The sequence below is a fragment of the uncultured Porphyromonas sp. genome, from assembly GCF_938039215.1.
Lineage (GTDB): Bacteria > Bacteroidota > Bacteroidia > Bacteroidales > Porphyromonadaceae > Porphyromonas.
In genome coordinates this window covers 1-19,959 of record NZ_CALHVI010000011.1, presented here as the reverse complement: position 1 = coordinate 19,959, position 19,959 = coordinate 1, and the positions used below count along the sequence as shown (strand labels likewise).

General features: G+C 52.9%; 14 protein-coding genes and 1 CRISPR repeat array. All 14 genes read left to right on the top strand.

The window, feature by feature from the left end; all coding sequences use genetic code 11:
* The first annotated feature begins 2 nt into the window (after window positions 1-2).
* The 14 genes from pdxH (at window position 3) to tpx (ending at window position 19,688) form a co-directional block, all read left to right on the top strand.
* Entirely contained in the window at window positions 3-653 is a 651-nt protein-coding gene (pdxH, locus tag Q0336_RS01400) for a pyridoxamine 5'-phosphate oxidase (RefSeq protein WP_298524698.1), read from the top strand.
* Between the two features lie 14 nt (window positions 654-667).
* Window positions 668-1,597 carry a tyrosine-type recombinase/integrase gene (locus tag Q0336_RS01395; protein ID WP_298524696.1) on the top strand — a complete coding sequence of 310 codons (930 nt, stop codon included), beginning with the start codon at window positions 668-670 and terminating at the stop codon, window positions 1,595-1,597.
* Window positions 1,598-1,632: 35 nt separating this feature from the next.
* Window positions 1,633-3,210 carry a lamin tail domain-containing protein gene (locus Q0336_RS01390; protein ID WP_298524693.1) on the top strand — a complete coding sequence of 526 codons (1,578 nt, stop codon included), beginning with the start codon at window positions 1,633-1,635 and terminating at the stop codon, window positions 3,208-3,210.
* A 364-nt stretch (window positions 3,211-3,574) separates the two neighbouring features.
* Window positions 3,575-5,899 carry a CRISPR-associated helicase Cas3' gene (gene cas3, locus Q0336_RS01385; protein ID WP_298524691.1) on the top strand — a complete coding sequence of 775 codons (2,325 nt, stop codon included), beginning with the start codon at window positions 3,575-3,577 and terminating at the stop codon, window positions 5,897-5,899.
* A gap of 33 nt (window positions 5,900-5,932) precedes the next feature.
* On the top strand, window positions 5,933-6,622 hold the full coding sequence (cas5c, locus tag Q0336_RS01380) for a type I-C CRISPR-associated protein Cas5c (protein ID WP_298524689.1): 690 nt from the start codon (window positions 5,933-5,935) through the stop codon (window positions 6,620-6,622).
* The gene (cas8c, locus tag Q0336_RS01375; RefSeq protein ID WP_298524686.1) at window positions 6,619-8,520 is read left to right on the top strand and encodes a type I-C CRISPR-associated protein Cas8c/Csd1; all 1,902 of its coding nucleotides are present in this window, start codon (window positions 6,619-6,621) and stop codon (window positions 8,518-8,520) included. Before cas5c ends, cas8c begins: the two co-directional genes overlap by 4 nt.
* A 56-nt stretch (window positions 8,521-8,576) precedes the next feature.
* Entirely contained in the window at window positions 8,577-9,593 is a 1,017-nt protein-coding gene (gene cas7c, locus Q0336_RS01370; protein WP_298524683.1) for a type I-C CRISPR-associated protein Cas7/Csd2, read from the top strand.
* Window positions 9,594-9,599: 6 nt separating this feature from the next.
* Entirely contained in the window at window positions 9,600-10,268 is a 669-nt protein-coding gene (cas4, locus tag Q0336_RS01365) for a CRISPR-associated protein Cas4 (RefSeq protein WP_298524680.1), read from the top strand.
* A 277-nt stretch (window positions 10,269-10,545) separates the two neighbouring features.
* Window positions 10,546-11,574 (top strand): type I-C CRISPR-associated endonuclease Cas1c, encoded by a 1,029-nt coding sequence (gene cas1c, locus Q0336_RS01360; RefSeq protein WP_298524677.1) that lies wholly within the window; start codon window positions 10,546-10,548, stop codon window positions 11,572-11,574.
* A gap of 7 nt (window positions 11,575-11,581) precedes the next feature.
* A complete protein-coding gene (cas2, locus tag Q0336_RS01355; RefSeq protein WP_298524675.1) occupies window positions 11,582-11,872 on the top strand; it encodes a CRISPR-associated endonuclease Cas2 in 291 nt (96 codons plus the stop codon).
* Window positions 11,873-12,131: 259 nt separating this feature from the next.
* A CRISPR array of direct repeats spans window positions 12,132-14,796; the repeat unit is 33 nt; unit sequence GTCGCACCCCTCCCGGGGTGCGTGAATTGAAAC.
* 342 nt (window positions 14,797-15,138) lie between these two features.
* On the top strand, window positions 15,139-16,365 hold the full coding sequence (locus Q0336_RS01350) for a hypothetical protein (protein WP_298524672.1): 1,227 nt from the start codon (window positions 15,139-15,141) through the stop codon (window positions 16,363-16,365).
* A gap of 144 nt (window positions 16,366-16,509) precedes the next feature.
* The gene (locus tag Q0336_RS01345) at window positions 16,510-18,261 is read left to right on the top strand and encodes a phospho-sugar mutase (RefSeq protein ID WP_298524669.1); all 1,752 of its coding nucleotides are present in this window, start codon (window positions 16,510-16,512) and stop codon (window positions 18,259-18,261) included.
* 110 nt (window positions 18,262-18,371) lie between these two features.
* The gene (locus Q0336_RS01340; protein ID WP_298524666.1) at window positions 18,372-19,100 is read left to right on the top strand and encodes a 2-phosphosulfolactate phosphatase; all 729 of its coding nucleotides are present in this window, start codon (window positions 18,372-18,374) and stop codon (window positions 19,098-19,100) included.
* Between the two features lie 84 nt (window positions 19,101-19,184).
* Complete coding sequence (gene tpx / locus Q0336_RS01335; RefSeq protein WP_298524663.1) at window positions 19,185-19,688, top strand: thiol peroxidase; 504 nt, start codon at window positions 19,185-19,187, stop codon at window positions 19,686-19,688.
* Window positions 19,689-19,959 lie beyond the last annotated feature (271 nt).

Here is a 19,959-nt window from a genome sequence, read left to right as displayed (position 1 = left end):
CTATGTCTAAGGATCTCCATCTGGAGAATATAAGGCGAGAGTATTCCTCTAGGAGCTTGAGCCGGAAGGATCTACCTAAGGATCCCCTAGATCTGGCTAGCTCTTGGATCGATCAAGCTATCACGGCTCAGGTCAATGAGCCAACAGCCGTCATCGTCGGGACAGCAACACCTGATGGGCACCCCAGTATGCGTACCGTCCTCTTGAAGGAAGTACTTGCTGGGAAGTTCGTCTTCTATTCCAACTACGACAGCCGTAAGGGTCGACAGATCGCAGCTAATCCCCATGTAGCTCTAACCTTCCTCTGGCACGAACTGGAGCGTCAGATTCATGTAGAGGGGACGATCAAGCACCTCTCTCCCGAGGAGAGTGATGCCTACTTCGCTATGCGCCCCTACAAGAGTCGTGTAGGAGCACGTATCTCTCCACAAAGCCAGCCTATCCCATCACGAGAGTACATCATGATGCGCTTTGCTGCAGAGAGCCTTCGCTTCGTTGGGCGAGAAGTTCCTCGTCCAGAGAACTGGGGAGGCTTCGCTGTGACCCCCACACGGATAGAGTTTTGGCAAGGGCGAGATAGTCGTCTGCATGACCGCTTCCTCTATGAGCTCGAAGAGGATGGATCTTGGAGCATTCACCGCTTAGCCCCCTAAGCTTAGAGAGATTGATGTCAGAGCGAGCCAACTACATCCAGACCTTCCTCGACTATCTGAGCTACGAAGCGGATGCCTCTCCACTGACGGTCTACACCTACCAAGCGGATCTACAGAGCTACTTAGCCTACGTCGAAGATCGTCTAGGCGAAGCATTCGTCCCATCGGAGGGAGACCTAGACTTAGTCCGAGGATGGCTATCGCACAAGATGGATCAAGGAATCAAGGCTTCTACCGTGGGAAGATGCCTCACCTCGCTCAAAAGCTACTACCGCTATCTCCTAAAGACGGAGCGTATCAAATCCAATCCCATTCAAGCACTACGCCCACCCAAAGCAGCTAAGCCTCTACCCGTATATGTCCCTACGGAGGAGATGGATCAGATGCTTAGCCCTGAGATCGATGAGCATGACTGGCGAGCGGTACGAGACCGTCTCATTCTGACGATGCTCTACGAGTGCGGGCTACGACGCTCAGAGCTCGTTGGCCTCAAGGACCAAGCCGTAGATACCCAAGAGCGCCAACTCAAAGTCTTGGGTAAAGGGAGAAAAGAGCGTATCGTCCCCTTTGGAGAAGGGCTTGCCTCTTCGATCGAAGCATGGCGACATCTACGCACCTCCATCTTCGGTCACACAGAGAGCTTCTTGGTCAATAGTGAGGGGAAAGCTATGACACCTCGAGCCGTCTATGCCGTTGCCCACGAAGCTCTATCTACAGTCCCTAACCTCGCTCGTCGTGGGGCTCACGTCCTACGCCACACCTTTGCTACTGACATGCTCAATTCGGGAGCTGATCTCATGCTTCTCAAAGAGCTCCTTGGGCATAACTCGGTCTCTACTACTGTACGCTACACACACACTTCCTTCGAGCAACTAAAGAAGCTCTACGCCGCCCATCCCCGAGCAGCACACACACCTCGAGAGAAGGACACGGACGATGACTGATACCCCTTGCCCCAAGGATGCTCACCAAACGCCTTATGATCTCCTTGCGCACCCTCGTTCTCACGCTCCTTTTCCTTTGTCTAAATATCCCTGCCTTACTTCAAGCACAATCATGGCAAGCAGACTTCTCTTCAGAGGGTGCTCCCTCCGAAGAAGTATGGCGCTATGATCGCACCTCCTTCGTCATTCATGAGGGTTGGCTCCAACTCCAAGCTCCGGAGCCTGAGACTACAGGACAAGCAACCCTTATGACGAATGTCCACCTCCCGTCATCTCCCGTGTGGGCGGGACGAGTACGTCTCGACCTTCAGCCCACAAGTCGCAACTTCGCCTACCTACTCCTAGCTGCAAGTAAGGTAATTGACTCCAACACGTTTGAGTACATTGCCCTAGACTTTGGGGGCTACCACCGAGGCAGTATTGCGCTTGTTCGGCTTGAACTCTCCCGCCAGTCCTCGGCATCTCATCCACAGATTACCTACCGTCGCTTAGGGTCTAGTCTGATCGTAAGCAAGGAGCTCCTATCGCAAGGGCACACCTATGACTACAAGGTAGCCTACACACCCTCATCAGGCTGGGAGTTATCTCTACGTGATGCAACTCGAGGGAAAGCCTTAGAATTAGAGGGCACTAATGAAACGTACCTTCCCAAGCTAGCTAGCAAGAACACCTTCGGGCTGTGCTGCACCTACACCATGCGTCACACCAAGGACTGGGCATTTAGAGATCTAAGGATCTATCCCCTGGGAGAGAGTAATCCCAACGAAGGCGAAACTCCCAAGCCTCCCCACGATCCTAATGAAGGAGAGCAGTCAGGCCCTACCCTCCTTCTCTCTGAGGTCATGCCCCACCCCAAAGCCAAGTGTCCCGAGTATATCGAGCTATACAATGTAGCAGATACGGACTGTGAACTCTCGGACTTTCTCCTTGCCATCGGCCGTGATGAGCATTCCTACCGAACTATTGCCCTTCCTCAGCAGACTGTCCCTGCCAAAGACTACATCGTCCTAACCAAAGATCCCGAAGCACTAGCCTCCACCTACCCTCATGCCCCTCGGGAGAGGTTCGTCCAAGTTACCCTTCCTCGCTTACTGAATAAGTCTGGTCTCATAGCGCTTGCTAAAGGAGAAGATCAGGTCATTGACCTCCTCCATTACAGCGAAGCCCTTCTTCCTCGTGGACTTAAGAGCAAGGCGGGAATAGCCCTAGAGCGCAAGGACTACACGATGATCAAAGAAGAGGGGAACTGGAAGGCAGCTTCTGCTTCTTCGGGCTATGCCACCCCTGGGATGCCTAACTCGCTGGAGGCAGCATCTGATACCTCCTCAGACAAGAGAGCGCGCACCACCCTAGCAGACTTACTCCAGACACTCGAAACTTCCTCCCAAGCGACATGCACCTTCGGCGTATATACGATGGCAGGGACGCTCCTTGCTCGAGGAAGTTCTTTAGCTAAAGACTCTTGGCTGATGAACCTGCGCCAGACTCCCCTAGAATCACTACGTCTACTTGTTCGTTCGGCATCCGGTCCTTTTGTTCTGCATGTGACCCTAAACACCAAGGACGGGGAAGAGATCGAGAAAAGCCTAGTCTTCCGCCTCCCGACGAACTAGCATTCCCTTCCACAGTTGCATTTTATCCCTTTTATCCTCGGTAAAAGGTGGGCTCTTCGACAGCTCTCCTTTCCCCCAAAACAACCCTACCGTAGATCGTCGAAAAAACCTACAGTAGGTTTTGATGACGACCTACCGTAGGTCGCAAGAGCGACCCACAGTAGGTCGTTTTTATACACCTCTGGAACTCACCCCATACCCTGCATAACTACGGGGTGAGAAATCGGACATTCATCTTCATTCGATACCCCCCTTGGGTTACTTGATTTGTATGGTATAAACCCCTAAATTTGCTCCATACAATTAGTGGTAACGCAAGTACTCAGCCCAAGTGATATAATCCAACCTTAATCCAACGGACACCATGCCAGAGCTAACCATCGCACACACCCGAGAAGATGGAAGCATCCAGACCCTCCCCGAACATATAGAAGGTGTAGCCCGCCACTGTGCCCACTTCCTAGAGCAAGCTGGTTTACCCGACCTCGCTCCCCTAGGGAGGCTACTGGCCCAGCTCCATGATGCGGGGAAGGCTCAGCCGGCCTTCCAGCGCTACATCCTAGGGAAGAGTGACCAAAAAGCTCCGCATAGTGGTGCGGGGGCGCTTCTAGCTACCAAACTTCTACCATCCCTTCCCAAGGGGCACCCACTCAAACGCTCTCGTATCGCTCAGCTACTCGCCTATGCCATCAGCGGACACCACCGAGGACTATACGACTATGCAGAACTACAGAATAAACTTGATGATATAGGGACTAAGGATCACTGTAAAAAGGCAGAAGGGGATCTCTCTGAACTTATATCAGAGATCCAAAACTGGGTCAAAGAGCACGGAGCGAGAACAGAAGCCTATCTTCGGAAGCTTGCGAGTCGAGTAGAAGAAGAGGAGCAAGCCCAAGCCTTGATCCGACTACTCTTCTCCTGCCTCGTGGATGCTGACTTCCTCGACACCGAAGCCTTCATGGACGAAGAGCGAAAAGAGCGCCGTCAGGAGGCTACCAACGGATATGCCCCCCTCGAGCTCCTGAGGGATCGGCTGACGAAGCACATGGAGGGTTTCTCGACAAAGGGCAAGATCAACGAGGCTCGTAGAGCCTTCCTCAACCAATGCCGAGCACATGGACAGTCCTGCCCGAAGGGCTATTACTCGCTCTTCCTCCCCACAGGTGGCGGGAAGACGCTCTCCTCAATGGCTTGGGCGCTGGAGACTGCCCTAAAGCACGAAGCTAAACGTATCATCTACGTCATCCCCTATACCTCGATCATCACCCAGACAGCAGGGATCTTCCGTGAGATCTTCGGGGAGGAGAATGTACTGGAGCATCACTCAGATATCTCCTTCTCAGGGGGTGAAACCTCCCAAGAGGCAGAGCGCTACGAGCGCACCCGTCTACTAGCGGAGAACTGGGACGCTCCCATCATCGTGACGACAAACGTACAATTCTTCGAGAGCCTCTTCTCCCATAAGGTATCCCGAAGCAGAAAGGTGCACAGCATAGCGAACTCCGTTGTGGTCTTCGACGAGGTACAGATGTTCCCGACCGAGTTTCTGCATCCGATGCTTCGCCTCCTCGAGGATCTAAGGTGGATCTACGGCACACAGCTCCTCTTCTGCTCGGCTACACTCCCTCCCTTCGATAAGGACCATAGTAGCTCCTTCAAGAGAGTGAATGACTTCCATCAGCTCAACGAAGATATCCAGCCGATCGTCCCCGAAGACCCCGAGCTCTTCAAGGTATTCGACCGAGTCGTCTACCACCTTGAGGAGAAGAAGTACACGACGAAGGAGCTAGCCGAAGAGCTAGCTCAGCACGACACTGCCCTCTGTATCGTCAATTCCCGCCGAGATGCCTCACAGCTCTACCAAGCACTGCTTGAGACGGGGAAAGAGACACAGGATCTCATCCACCTGTCTCGCAATATGTGCTCGGCTCATCTGAAGGAGCGCATCGCAGAGATACGTCAGCGCCTGAAGGCGGGCACCCCTACGATCGTCATCAGCACTCAGCTGATAGAGGCGGGGGTGGATATAGACCTCCCCATCGTCTACCGTGCCATGAGTGGCCTTGACTCCATCGTCCAAGCAGGTGGGCGCTGTAATAGAGAAGGGAAGCGCCCAGCTCCTGGTGAAGTCTATGTCTTCTCCCTAAGTGATGGAGGTAAAGCCGTCGGTGCTACAGCCGAAGGGCAGAATGCGACACGTTTCCTGCTAGACAACAACAAGGAGCATACCCGATCCAGCATGCCTCTGGAGCTCATCGAAGCGTACTACCTGCGCTACTACGCCTCTATCAAGAGCTTTGATGAAAAGAATATCAAAGAGGACCTCTATAGCGAAGAGTCTGAAGATTGGGAATTCGACTTCGAGAAAGCCTCTGTAAAGTTCAAACTCATTGAGGATATGGACCATGATCTCTTCGTCCCCTACGCTAGAGGGAAGGATCTTATAGAAGAGCTGCAGAGACAAACCCTGCGCCTCGACCGCCAGACGATGAGGGAGCTCCAGCAGTACCATGTATCGATCTCTAAAGGGAAATATAAGGAGCTCAAGGATGATCGTCTTCTCTCCGAGGTCGTGGTCAATAGGGATACGAAGCAGACGATCCTCGTGCTGGCACCTCAAGGCTACGATGAGGCTCTTGGTGTCTGCACTGCAAATCCCCTCCTTGACGAGCCTCTCTTCGGCTAAACAAACAAATACTAAAATACATATACAGTAACTATGGATAAGACAAACCCTAAACTCTATTGCTTAGAGATACGTGGTGACTTTGCCTGCTTCACACGCCCCGAGCTCAAGGTCGAGCGTGTCAGCTACGATGTCATCACTCCCTCGGCAGCACGCAACATCTTCCAGTGCATCTTGTGGAAGCCAGCTATCCAATGGCATGTCCGCAGGATCGAGGTACTCAAGCCCATCCGACGTACCTCCATCCGTCGCAATGAGGTAGGATCCACGATGAGCCACAGGGCAAAGAAGCCACTTTTCATCGAGGAGAATCGTCAGCAACGCACAGCCTATATCCTCCGTGATGTAGCCTACCGCATCTATGCCGAGATGGAGTTCATCCCCTTGGAGAAGCGTAGCGAAAAAGAGCGAAATGAATGTAAGGATCGCAAAGCTGAAACTCCCACAAAGTATATTAAAATTTTCCTTAGAAGAGCTCATAAGGGTCAATGCTTTACACAGCCCTACCTCGGTTGCCGAGAGTTCTCCTGTTCTTTTAAGTACGTTCCACAAGGCCGAGAGCGAGATCGACCTATTGAAGAATCAAGAGACCTAGGAATCATGCTCTTCGATATGGACTTTGAGAAGAAACCTCTTTCTCCTCCCCCTCTCTTCTTCCATGCCCAGATGGTAAATGGCGTAATCGAAGTTCCTCATAAATCAAGTAAGGAGATACTCAGATGATACTCAAAGCACTTCATGACTACTACCATGCGCTGGTCGCACTAGGGAAGAAAGAGGCCGCCCCATTCGGGATGGATTGGGTGAGGATCTCATTCATAATTGTCATCGACAAGGATGGTACATTTAAACACACTGAAACTACTGAGTCAGCATACCTGCTTCCCTCTGATAAGACTCGTACAAGAGCTATCGTCTCATACATATTATGGGATAAATCATCCTATGTTTTAGGATTACCAGCAAGTAAGGAGACCCATATAAAAGAGAAGTTCGAATCCTTCCAAGAAGAAATCCGAAAGATATACAAAGAGTTCCCTAAAAACGATGGCTTTAGGGCCATATACCGATTCTATGAGAAGAAACAGTACTTAGTAGCTCTAGAGGATAAAGCCCTGAAAAAGGCAAAAGGAGCCTGGATAGCATTCCGCCTAAGTACGACATCAGATCCTCATCAACTCATAGGCAGTGATGAGGATGCTCAACAATACAGAATCTCCGATGAGAGTAACAGAGTTAGCATAGGTGCGTGCTGCATGATTACAGGGAAGCGAGAGAGTATTGCTAAGACCCATAAGGGGATCAAAATCAGCGGAGACAATCCACCTCTCATTAGTTTCCAGACCGACTCAGGGTATGATTCTTATGGTAAAGAACAAGGGGCTAATGCCCCTATATCAGAAAGAGCCTCTGATGCCATAGCTAAGGGGCTCAACATACTTCTCGAGTGGGGAAGAAACACAAACTATAAGATTGGAGATACCACTTTCGTATTCTGGAGTACTCTACAGAAGGATGAACTTCTCACGGCTTTCAAGGCAACGACTTTCACAGGGGTGCCCTCTGAAAGTGATTTTGATGACGAAGAGAAGACTACTTCATCATCATCCGATAAGCCTAAAAAGAAGCAAAATCCCGAAAAGAATGTTCGGGTACTAAGACGAGCTTTAGAGGTCGTACGTGGATATCAATCCTACATGGACAAGGATCTCCCTGATCGCTTCTACATCTTGGGGTTGACACCGAACAGGAGTCGCCTCAGTGTAAAGCTATGGATGGAGGGAACAGTCCGCGAGATCGTAAGTAATACGCTACAACATCTCGAGGATATGAACATCGTCAACCGCGATGGACTTGGAGATGAGCTTAACCCTCCACTACGTCCATTTAAATTGATATTTAAAGCAATTCTTTCTATTCCTTCAGGTAAGAAGGTGTCTGATATTAGCTATCCCCCGCATATCGTACAGAGCCTACTCGAGAGTATCGTCAAGGGATTACCCTATCCCGTCACTATTCAAAATGCCTGTCTCGAGCGTATTCGTCATGAACGATCAAAGAAGGATGAGAAGGGAGGACGACTTTCGCCCATCACAGAGATGAGAGTTGCTTTACTTAAGGCCTCCTTCAACAGAAAGCATAGAAATAATGACAACATCAAGAAACTAACTATGGCACTAGACCCAACCAACGACACCCCAGCTTACCTTGCTGGGCGACTCTTCTTCATCTTAGAGGATATCCAGAAGCAAGCCATTAGCTATGACATTAACTCCAGCATAGCTGATCGCCACTTTATCCGAGCCGCAGGCGATCCTAATGTCGTCTTTGGTGAGCTCCTAGGAAAGGCAAACTATCATCTACGTAAGCTCGAACGAAGCAGTGGCAAACCTCACTTTGCAAGGACGGAAATCGAAGCTATTCTCGACTTACTTCCTAAAGAAGTCATCTCACAAAGGGATACTCAGGGAGGGATAAAGCACGGGCTTGATGAAGAGAGTCTATTTGCCATAGGCTACTATCATCAGAGAGCAGAATATCGTAGACGTAGAGCCGAGAACAGGGAAAAGAAAGACGCAGAAAAGAACCAGCATCACACGGGTAGTGGATCAGAGGATTAGTCTAAAGGTCTACCCCCTAGTAAACGACATTCAATCAACTATAAGACATAAGAATCATGGGAACAGAAGCTATCAAAAACAGGTATGACTTCATCTACCTCTTCGATGTACAAGATGGTAACCCCAACGGGGATCCAGATGGAGACAACGCACCTCGTACAGACGATGAGACGGGACAAGGACTCGTCACCGACGTCTGCATCAAACGCAAAATCCGGAACTATGTAGAGGTACTAAGAGACGCTAGTTACTCTACAGAAAATCCTCGTTTTACTTCCGAGAGACTGGCATGCCTTAAGATGTTCGTCCGAGAAAAGGCAGTCCTCAACAGGACCATAATAGAAGAGTTCGATGCAGCCAATAAAGATGCTCCTAGCAAGACAAAAGAAGACGCAATCGAGAGAGCTAGGAAGCGAATGTGTAAGTACTACTATGATGTCCGGACGTTTGGGGCTGTAATGAGTACAGGTAAGGAAAAGGAGGACTCTAAAGATAGTAATTCAGAAGAAGGTGGCGAAGAAGAACAGAAACCCAAGAGCAGGAAGGATAAGGATAAAGAAACTCCTAAAATAAAGAAAACAGCAGGCCAGGTACGTGGAGCTGTTCAGCTGACCTTTGCTCGCTCCATCGATCCAATCAGACCCTTCGAACATGGGATTCATCGTATGGCTGTAGCTTCAGAGGAAGAATCCCAAAAACAGAATGGAGACAATCAGACCTTTGGGCGTAAGGCTACCGTACCCTACGGGCTGTACCGTGCTCATGGCTTCATCTCTGCGGCACTGGCTCGTGAGACGACATTCAGCGAAGACGATCTAGACCTGCTCTGGGAGGCGCTGAAGAATATGTTTGACCTCGACCGCTCTGCCGCCCGTGGGCTCATGGCTGCGCGTCGACTCATTGTCTTCAAGCACGATAGTGACCTAGGCAATGCTCCCGCCCACAAGCTCTTTGAGCTGGTGAAGGTAGAAGCAAAGGATCCCAGCCGTCCTACCCGCTCCTTCAGCGACTACGAGATCACTGTCGATGAGAGCAAGCTTCCCAAGGGAGTCCAGCTACTCGACCTCATCTAGCGCATCATGTACACCGAGGAAGAGATGCTCCCCCTCTCAGGCATCCAGCACTATGCCTTCTGCCCGAGACAGTGGTACCTCATCCATGTGGAGCAACTCTGGGAGGAAAATCATCTGACGGCCGAAGGTCACCTACTTCATGAGAAGGTGCATCAGCCCGAGGAGAGTGGGCGGCGAGGCGATGTCATCACCCTTCGCTCTGTCCCCCTAGCCTCCCCCTCACTTGGCCTCTATGGATACTCCGATGCTGTGGAGCTACACCCAGCATCGGAGTCCCAAGGGGCTCACTTCCATCACCCCAAGTACCCAGGAGACTGGGAAGCTATACCGATCGAGTACAAGCGGGGGCGTCCCAAGCGAACGAATGCCGACAAGCTACAGCTCTGCGCCGAAGCGATCTGTCTCGAGGAAGCCTATGGCATACACATTCCCCGAGGATACCTCTTCTACGGAGAGACGAAGCATCGGGAGGAAGTTGCCTTCGACATTGAGCTTCGCACCGAGACCCTACAGATGGCTGTCGAGATGCACCGCTTATACAAAGACGGGGCAAGTATCCCTCCACGCTATGCTGCATGCTGTCGCTCCTGCTCCCTACTAGATCTCTGCATGCCCCAGATGAATCAAGGAGAGCGAGCTTCGGACTACCTCAGTCGCTATCACCTCCTTGACTAGCCCCCAAGCTAAGGTCATCAGCAGCACACATCACGAAGCGCCCATCAGCCTCTAGAGGGCATAACTTCATCCAAGCAAAGGCGCACACCTCCAGCTCTTCTCCCCTTAGATCATCCCCTCCAATGGGTGCCCATACATGGGTTCCACTTTCGACCCATGAATGGGGTCCTCGACCGACCCATGAATGGGTCACTTAAGGGAGGCATACATGGGGTACTTTTGGAGGGAACCTATCCCCCTTAAGAGCATCGAAGAAATTCCACTGACCTGCTAAGAGATGAAACACCTACTGAACACGCTCTATATTCTTACCGCCAATGCCTACATCGTCAAAGATGGAGAGAATATCGTCGTCCGAATCAACGATGAAGAGACGCTACGTGTGCCGATCCACAACCTCGAGAGCATCCTCTGCTTCTCATATTTAGGTGCTTCACCCGGAGCCATGTCGCTCTGCGTACAGCATGGGGTGAAGCTCTCCTTCCTATCCCCAACGGGGAAGTATATCGGTTCACTCGAAGGACCGATCAAAGGGAATGTACTCCTAAGACGGGAGCAATACCGTCTGGCAGATGACGATATACTCTCGTCTCATCTGGCTTCGATCTTCATTGCGGGGAAGATAGCGAACCATCGGAGTGTCTTAGCCCGCTTTTGTCGGGACCACCATCCCTCGCACGAGGTAGAGAGCGAGATCGAGGAGGCTCGGGCACTACTCAGACAGCAGCAACATAAGCTATTGAAGCAGACCTCACGCTTGGGCGTCATGGGGGTGGAAGGCTATGCTGCGAATATCTACTTCGGTCTATTCCAGCACCTAATCCTCAACAAAGAGTTCACCTTCTCTGGACGAAGCAAACATCCCCCCAAAGATGAAGTGAATGCCTTACTCTCCTTCTTCTACACCCTGCTGACGCATGATGTGCGTGCGGCCCTCGAGACGGTGGGGCTGGATGCCTACGTGGGTTTCCTTCACGTAGATCGACCAGGGAGACCTGGCCTGGCTCTCGATCTCATGGAGGAGATGCGTGCCTACCTAGTCGATCGCTTTATCCTATCGATCATCAACAAAAGGCAGGTCGAGCGAAGTGACTTCATCCCACAGGGAGAGAAGGGGTTTCTTCTCAAAGAGGATGCTCGCAAGCGCCTCATCGGCCTCTGGCAAAAGCGAAAGAAGGATGAGATCACCCATCCATTCCTCAAGGAGAAGATGCCCCTAGGCCTGCTCCCGTATATCCAAGCGCTCCTCTTAGCCAGACACCTACGAGGGGACTTAGATGAGTATTCTGTATTCCTAATGATCTGAGCAAAAGATGTATATCCTCGTCACCTACGATGTCACCACAGCGACTCCTTCGGGCGCTAAACGCCTTCGCCAAGTAGCGCGCATCTGCAAGAACTACGGTCAACGGGTCCAAGCTTCGGTCTTCGAATGTTTGGTCGATCCAGCACAGCTCGTAAGCCTCCGCCATGAGCTCCTCTCCGTGATCGATGATCAAGAGGATAGTCTTCGGATCTACCAGCTAGACAAGCACTACCAACGGCAGATCCACGTCTATGGCAAAGTCACCTCCTTCGAGATCGAAGGGGAGCTCATCGTCTAGTCTCCACTACCCAAGCCTCTTCCAAAACTCCTACAGACCTCTCCCAACTCACATTCTCCGTAAGTCCCCAAGCACATCCACGCAAGCCTCCAGCGAACCCCAAGCGAACAGTTATTTCCAGCATCATCCGCAGGCACTGGTTATCAAGCACATAGACAAGACCAAAGCAATAAGCGTAGCCCCGACCTTCAGAGCAACACCGCCAGTCGCAGATTACTCTTGTTTATCCGCCCTATAATACGCAACTTTGCACCACACTGTCGCACCCCTCCCGGGGTGCGTGAATTGAAACCTGATGACTGCTTGGGACACCTTCAAGGAGCTCGGTCGCACCCCTCCCGGGGTGCGTGAATTGAAACCGAAGAAGACACTGGGCGGGTGTGCACCAAGGCCAGTCGCACCCCTCCCGGGGTGCGTGAATTGAAACTCTGTTAAAGCGGTAGTAACGACCTCAGAAATATGTCGCACCCCTCCCGGGGTGCGTGAATTGAAACTCACCAGCCACGGCCGTGATCACCCTGAACGAGTTAGTCGCACCCCTCCCGGGGTGCGTGAATTGAAACTTGGTGAGCTCGCCCGACAGCTCTACCTTGATCTGGTCGCACCCCTCCCGGGGTGCGTGAATTGAAACTACCCAGCCGTGGGCGACAAGTACGCTGTCTTCGGTCGCACCCCTCCCGGGGTGCGTGAATTGAAACGTAGCTTTGCTGAGGGTAAAACAGGCTACAGCAGGTCGCACCCCTCCCGGGGTGCGTGAATTGAAACGTCGTTGCTGGGGGAGGTGGCGGAGGTCAGTCCTCGTCGCACCCCTCCCGGGGTGCGTGAATTGAAACGCTCCAGACGCACAGACCCACTCTTAGCTCCCCAGTCGCACCCCTCCCGGGGTGCGTGAATTGAAACTTGCAAATACACGGTGTCTCGCAGGGTGCGGTCTCGTCGCACCCCTCCCGGGGTGCGTGAATTGAAACTGCGCTCCGCCGATAGCTCTGTTGAGCTCCTTAGTCGCACCCCTCCCGGGGTGCGTGAATTGAAACGTGATCTCACCCCCAGTGAAGTCAATCGTCACGCTGTCGCACCCCTCCCGGGGTGCGTGAATTGAAACGTCGACCGAGATAGCGGGCAGAGGCGGATGAAGCCGTCGCACCCCTCCCGGGGTGCGTGAGTTGAAACTCCACTTCGCCCCGAAGTATAGACTTGTAGGCATGTCGCACCCCTCCCGGGGTGCGTGAATTGAAACATTCACCTACCGACCTCGACGTGGAGGTCGCCCAGGTCGCACCCCTCCCGGGGTGCGTGAATTGAAACTCGCCCAGCCCCTTGAGAGCACCTCCTTGACGTAGTCGCACCCCTCCCGGGGTGCGTGAATTGAAACGCTAGCACAAGGCACCACAGTCGGCTATTGTGCCGGTCGCACCCCTCCCGGGGTGCGTGAATTGAAACTGATAGGTTGATGGTGTCCATTGATTCTTATCCCCGTCGCACCCCTCCCGGGGTGCGTGAATTGAAACATCCCAGAGGCCTCTGAAGATTCGGACTTCCTGAGGTCGCACCCCTCCCGGGGTGCGTGAATTGAAACGTCTCCATAGGGGAGCAAAACATATAAAAACATGTCGCACCCCTCCCGGGGTGCGTGAATTGAAACGTCGTCTGCGCCTCCGCCACGGAGGACGCTGCAATACGTCGCACCCCTCCCGGGGTGCGTGAATTGAAACTTATCAGCGTCGCAGAGGATCTACTGGCTCTTGGGTCGCACCCCTCCCGGGGTGCGTGAATTGAAACTGAAGGGACTACTCCTGTAAAATAGTCCTTAGCCGTCGCACCCCTCCCGGGGTGCGTGAATTGAAACTTGGGAATGTCCCAGAATACTAAATGAACTTTTTAGTCGCACCCCTCCCGGGGTGCGTGAATTGAAACGGCCTAGTTGTCCTATCCGGCTTGAGTTGCAGCGGTCGCACCCCTCCCGGGGTGCGTGAATTGAAACGTCTATCATAGGCCACCATGCAAGAGGGTGTACGGTCGCACCCCTCCCGGGGTGCGTGAATTGAAACACTATGTCTTCGTGCGGTTAGCTTCGTCTTGGCAGTCGCACCCCTCCCGGGGTGCGTGAATTGAAACGCTGACACCTATCTATCCATAGATAGGTACATGTAGTCGCACCCCTCCCGGGGTGCGTGAATTGAAACTACACATGTGAGAATGGCCGGCTAGTCCTATTCGTCGCACCCCTCCCGGGGTGCGTGAATTGAAACGTCTTTTATAGGTAGCCTTTTCTTCTTCGCACTTGTCGCACCCCTCCCGGGGTGCGTGAATTGAAACACCATAACCAACTGAAAGAAAACGTAACAACTAAGTCGCACCCCTCCCGGGGTGCGTGAATTGAAACGCTCGGGAGTCAAGCGGGAGAACGACAGCAAGGCGTCGCACCCCTCCCGGGGTGCGTGAATTGAAACCTACACCTCACCAAGTAAGCGATACCCCCACAACAAGTCGCACCCCTCCCGGGGTGCGTGAATTGAAACGTATTGGTGGCGCTCAGTCGGATCTGAAGGATCTAGTCGCACCCCTCCCGGGGTGCGTGAATTGAAACATTACGTAGACCACGAGGGGCCGAGCCCGCCCCGGTCGCACCCCTCCCGGGGTGCGTGAATTGAAACATATGCCTAATCGTTCTTATATCAAGCGTACTCAACGTCGCACCCCTCCCGGGGTGCGTGAATTGAAACCATCGTGGCGTGAGGTAGAGGAAGCACACGGCAGCGTCGCACCCCTCCCGGGGTGCGTGAATTGAAACTCGCGCTTATAAGCGTGAGCCGCTCGATGCGGTGTCGCACCCCTCCCGGGGTGCGTGAATTGAAACAAGCACGGGATTAAGGTCTACGAGAGTATCTACAGTCGCACCCCTCCCGGGGTGCGTGAATTGAAACGGCAAGGAGATGGGTAACGCCTTCCAGGAGGCTTACGTCGCACCCACCCAAACTATTAGGAGTTGAAACAGCGTCACTACGAGGTATAAACAAAAGCCCCCTTTCTCTGAGCAATCAAAGATTAAAGGTCAATCACACAGATACCATCTAGATCCCCCAAAGAATATCCTGAAACATCAGGACTTCAGCTGACCGAGCTCCCCAAAGATCATATGGCCCATTTTTCAATGACTAGCCTTGCTGTAGAGCTATGCACATAGAGGCTAAGGACTTTAAATTGAAGCATATTCTATATATTTGCAGTGTAGTAACATTCTTTAACCCCCAATAATTGTAAAGCTCATGAATAGAATATTGCGATTGGCGGCTTTAGCTCTTGTACCTTTCTTCGCCTTGTCCTGCTGCAAGAAGGGCGATGATGAGCCTCAGCCCGAGAATAAGACGGAAAAATTTGATAAGATCCTCGCTGACGAGGACGGTCAGCGTGCAGCTGCAGCTCCTATTGCGTTCTCCCTCCCCGAAGGAAAGGAGTTTACGATCCAGGTGAAGGGTGTGGGTGAACTAACCCTAGTCGGTGCGTATACTACTGAAAAAAAAGATGTCTACAAGACCGGTAAGTCAGGGAATGTAGGGATCGAGGGAAGCCTCGAAGTGCTGGATCTAGTCAGTGATGATATCACTAGCCTCAGAGTTCAGAAGAGCTCTCCTGCCCTGAAGAAACTAATCCTACTCACAGAGGGCTATGGGAATGCCAATCTACAGAGTGTCACTCTCGACAATGCTCCTAACTTGAGTTACCTCTGGCTCGCTGGACATGAACTGGCCTCTCTTGATCTGACAAAGCAGGAGAAGCTCACTCAGCTTGGTCTTGGGAGCTGGGGAGGACAGGACTATAACCCTCTCTTCCCTGGGAAGGAGCGTTCAAGCGATTATAAGAAGGTTCTTTTACCTACAAATAACGTAGTCGAGTACATGTCTACACGTTCGCCTCTAACGAACGAATCCATTGACATCGACAACCTCCCCAAGCTGAAGACTTTCATTGCTCAGTCTCCCAAGTTCACTAAGGTATCTTTCGCTAAGAGTAGAGATATTGAGACGATTGGGATCATAAGACCATCTGCAGGGAAGTCCTTCGAAATCAATATTGAGGATAAGCCTAAGCTTGAGGATATCTCGCTCAATGAAACAAGGCACTTGCTCTTCAAGGTACACAATGCTCCTAAGCTCCTTGGGAGCAAGAGCAACCTCCGAAAAGTCGCAGCTGAAAGCGTAGATCTCGCTGGTATCCCAGCCCAAGAGCTCACTAAGATTCTCTCCAAGTTCCTAGGAGCCAGAGTCGCTAGTATCTCCGTAGCTGGTCAAGATATTGTCGCCCTAGACCTCGCCAAGTTCACTGCTCTCAAAAAGCTTACTCTCAAGTCTACGGGGCTCAATGAAGATGCACTCGTAGGCATTGTTGAGGCTCTACCTAGCACGGGCGGAGTGCTCATCATCGAGGCTTCTCGTGCAACAGCAAAGGTCAGGACTGCTCTTGAGAATAAGGGTTGGACTACCGCTGAGAACTAATCCTGTAGGTTATTCCTACATCTTCCTCTAGCTTCGCCTCCTTGGTCGCTCGATGAGCCCAGGGAGGCGAAGCCGTTTTCTTTAGCTAAAAGTCTTATCTTTGTTCAAAGTAAAATTTTGACTTTCACATACATCCAAAGACATATGGAACAAGACACTTTTTTAGCACAAGTCCGAGCTAAAGCTCAAGGTTGGCTCACCCCAGGCTATGATAGCCAGACACGTGCCGAAGTACAGCACCTGCTTGATGCCGAAGACTCTACGGAACTCGTTGAATCCTTCTACAAGGATCTCGAGTTCGGCACGGGGGGGCTTCGTGGTATCATGGGCGTAGGCTCTAATCGCATGAATCGCTACACCGTAGGGGCAGCTACTCAAGGTCTAGCTAACTACCTCAAGCAAGAGTTCGCCTCTCTCCCTGAGATCTCCGTGGCTATCGGGCATGACTGCCGTAATAACAGCGATGTCTTCGCTCGTATTGCCGCCGAAGTCTTCTCTGCTAATGGGATCAAGGTCTATCTCTTCGAAAGCCTCCGTCCTACGCCAGAAGTTTCCTTCGCTATCCGTGAACTCGGCTGCCAGAGTGGTGTCATGATCACGGCTTCGCACAATCCTAAGGAGTACAACGGCTATAAGGCTTATTGGTCCGATGGGGCTCAGATGCTCGCTCCTCACGATCGCAATACGATCATCGAGGTGAACAAGATCACGAAGGCTGAGGACATCAACTTCTCGGCTCGCCCAGAGCTCATCCACACGCTGGGGGAAGAATTCGACAAGCTCTTCATCGAGCGTGTAGCTACCCTATCTGCGCCTCAGAAGGATTCGATTGCTCGCCATCACGACATTAAGATCGTCTATACCCCTATCCACGGGACGGGCGTACGCATCATCCCTGAAGCTCTGCGAGCCATTGGCTTCACGAACATCATCAACGTCCCAGAGCAGGATGTCGTCAGTGGTGACTTCCCTACCGTTTACTCGCCCAACCCCGAAGAGCCAGCCGCACTGGAGCTTGCTCTGGCACGTGCCGAAGCTACTGGGGCTGACCTCGTGCTGGCTTCTGACCCCGATGCCGACCGCATCGGAGTAGCCGTGCGCAATGAAGAGGGCAAGATGGTCCTCATCAACGGGAACGAGATCTGCGCTCTGCTGACTTACTACGCCATCATGAGCCGCAAGGAGTCGGGTCTTCTTCAGAGTCAGGACTACGTGGTCAAGACGATCGTGACGACGGAACTCATTCGAGCCATCGCCGAGAAGAATCACGTGACGCTCTTCGACTGCTACACCGGATTCAAGTGGATCGCCGACGTGATCCGCAAGAACGAGGGCAAGCTCAACTACATCGGTGGGGGCGAAGAGAGCTACGGCTTCCTGCGCGAAGACTTCATCCGTGACAAGAGCTCCGTCTCGGCTTGCTGTATGTTCGCCGAACTTGCGGCATGGGCGGCGGATCGTTCGCTTTCGATCTACCAGCTCCTGCAGCAGGTCTTCCTCGAATACGGTCTGTACAAGGAGCAGGGCGTGAGTGTCGTCCGCAAGGGTAAGACGGGCGCAGAGGAGATCGAAGCGATGATGAAGAACTTCCGTGAGAACCCGCTGAAGACGCTCGCTGGCAGCCCTGTGGTCGAAGTCCTCGACTACGCTAAGCTCCAAGGCATCTGGCTCGACAAGGGGGAAGTCTTCACGCTCGACATGCCTACGACGAGCAACGTACTGCAGTACAAGACGGCAGACGGGACGAAGGTCTCTATCCGCCCATCGGGGACGGAGCCCAAGATCAAGTTCTACATCGGCGTACGTGGCAAGGCTTCCTCGAAGGAAGAGCTACCTGCAGCTGAGTCCGCTTGTCTTGCGAAGATCGCAGTCATTCGTCAGGAACTAGGCATCTAGTCCAGGCTCTCTTGCTCAAGAAATTCTCCAGCGCACTACCTCCCAAGTAGCAGGATGCCCTCTGGCATCCCTCTTGGGAGGTAGTGCCGTATCCAATAGTCCGACCACGCATGAATATCTACCTCTGCCCTTCCCCCGAGCTCTATCCGCTGTATCATCGCCCCGATAGCACCGTGATCATCGTCGACATCTTCCGAGCATCGACGACGATGGTAGCGGCGTTTGCCCACGGGGCGAAGGGGATCCTAGCCGTTGCGACGACCGAAGAGGCGGAGCTCGAAGGGAAGCGCCTGGGAGCGCTCATTGCAGCCGAGCGCAATATCGTCCGCTGTCCCTTCGCCCAGCTAGGCAATGATCCTGCGGAATACACGACGGAGCTCGTCGCTGGGCGAGAAATCGTCTTCACGACGACCAACGGCACTCGGGCGCTCACCATCGCTCAGGAGCAGGGGGCGAAGGAGATCCTTGTCGGAGCGCTTACGAACCTCCGAGCGACGATCGAATACTGCCAAAGCCAAGGGCGGGAAGTCGTCATCCTCGCTGCGGGCTGGAAGGGGCAGGTCTCGATGGAAGACTTCCTTTATGCGGGGGCTTTTGCGCTTCAGTCTGGGGGAGAAGCCTCGGATGACTGCGCACGCATGGCTCGGGATCTGTGGAAGGAGCACGCCCGCACCTTCGAGGAGCGTCTCAGCTACATCCGCACTTCGGAGCACTTCGCTCGCCTACTTGGCGCTGGCTACGAAGATGCCGTGCCCTACTGCATGAGCCTAGATCTCTTTGACATCGTCCTTCGTCTGGAGTCGGGTTGGCTAAGGCCGCACTTCCTTCGTCAGGAGTGAACAACCGCAGGCGTAAGCAAGTTTCTAAGACAAAGATCATTCACCCGCCTTCCTTTGTGGGGGCTCTAAAGACAATACAAACTAATGGCAACAGTCACACTCAAGAACAGCATCACCATCCACCTCGGTGGCGAACTCCCTGCAGTAGGCACCATCGCTCCCAACTTTGGCGGGGTCAAGACCGACCTGAGCGAACTTCATCTCGAAGACTTCCGTGGTCAGCGTGTCGTCCTCAACATCTTCCCCAGCGTAGACACGGGAGTCTGCGCCGCCAGCGTCCGTCGCTTCAATGCCGAAGCTTCGAAGCTGGACAACACCGTCGTCCTCTGCATCTCGAAGGACCTGCCCTTCGCACTGGCTCGCTTCTGCGGGGCTGAAGGTCTCGACAAGGTCATCTCCGTCTCCTCCTTCCGTCACAACTGTCTCTCGGAGCACTACGGCCTCCAGCAGCAGGACGGCCCACTGGCGGGTCTCTTCGCTCGTGCCGTCGTCGTCGTCGATGAGGCAGGGAAGATCCTTTACACCGAGCTCGTGCCCGAGATCACCGAGGAGCCCAACTACGAAGCAGCCCTCGCAGCTCTGAAGTAGGAAGCGCTCTGCTTTCGCCTCCTTAGGAAGGAGCTCCTTAGTCCCAACGGCGGGCTAAGGAGCTCCTTCTTTTTTGTCCTCCTCTAGGGGAAGGCTCCTCTTCCTCTAAACAAGGCCTGGGGCTGTCAACCCGCAGGCGAACTAACATCTTCGCCTGTCCACCGCCCCCTCTTTGGGCGCAATCGCACCCTGCTCCACACCCCGCATTCCCAGCGGGTTTGGAAGGGGTAAAATTTCCGTATATAAGAAAATTTATTTCCGCATATACGGA

What these genes read in the sequence shown, in the direction of transcription:
- Q0336_RS01345 (WP_298524669.1), top strand. Translation starts at nt 16,510, where the DNA reads ATGGAACAAGACACTTTTTTAGCACAAGTCCGAGCTAAAGCTCAAGGT.
- cas7c (WP_298524683.1), top strand. Translation starts at nt 8,577, where the DNA reads ATGGGAACAGAAGCTATCAAAAACAGGTATGACTTCATCTACCTCTTC.
- cas2 (WP_298524675.1), top strand. Translation starts at nt 11,582, where the DNA reads ATGTATATCCTCGTCACCTACGATGTCACCACAGCGACTCCTTCGGGC.
- Q0336_RS01340 (WP_298524666.1), top strand. Translation starts at nt 18,372, where the DNA reads ATGAATATCTACCTCTGCCCTTCCCCCGAGCTCTATCCGCTGTATCAT.
- cas4 (WP_298524680.1), top strand. Translation starts at nt 9,600, where the DNA reads ATGTACACCGAGGAAGAGATGCTCCCCCTCTCAGGCATCCAGCACTAT.
- Q0336_RS01395 (WP_298524696.1), top strand. Translation starts at nt 668, where the DNA reads ATGTCAGAGCGAGCCAACTACATCCAGACCTTCCTCGACTATCTGAGC.
- cas5c (WP_298524689.1), top strand. Translation starts at nt 5,933, where the DNA reads ATGGATAAGACAAACCCTAAACTCTATTGCTTAGAGATACGTGGTGAC.
- cas1c (WP_298524677.1), top strand. Translation starts at nt 10,546, where the DNA reads ATGAAACACCTACTGAACACGCTCTATATTCTTACCGCCAATGCCTAC.
- tpx (WP_298524663.1), top strand. Translation starts at nt 19,185, where the DNA reads ATGGCAACAGTCACACTCAAGAACAGCATCACCATCCACCTCGGTGGC.
- Q0336_RS01390 (WP_298524693.1), top strand. Translation starts at nt 1,633, where the DNA reads ATGATCTCCTTGCGCACCCTCGTTCTCACGCTCCTTTTCCTTTGTCTA.
- cas8c (WP_298524686.1), top strand. Translation starts at nt 6,619, where the DNA reads ATGATACTCAAAGCACTTCATGACTACTACCATGCGCTGGTCGCACTA.
- cas3 (WP_298524691.1), top strand. Translation starts at nt 3,575, where the DNA reads ATGCCAGAGCTAACCATCGCACACACCCGAGAAGATGGAAGCATCCAG.
- pdxH (WP_298524698.1), top strand. Translation starts at nt 3, where the DNA reads ATGTCTAAGGATCTCCATCTGGAGAATATAAGGCGAGAGTATTCCTCT.
- Q0336_RS01350 (WP_298524672.1), top strand. Translation starts at nt 15,139, where the DNA reads ATGAATAGAATATTGCGATTGGCGGCTTTAGCTCTTGTACCTTTCTTC.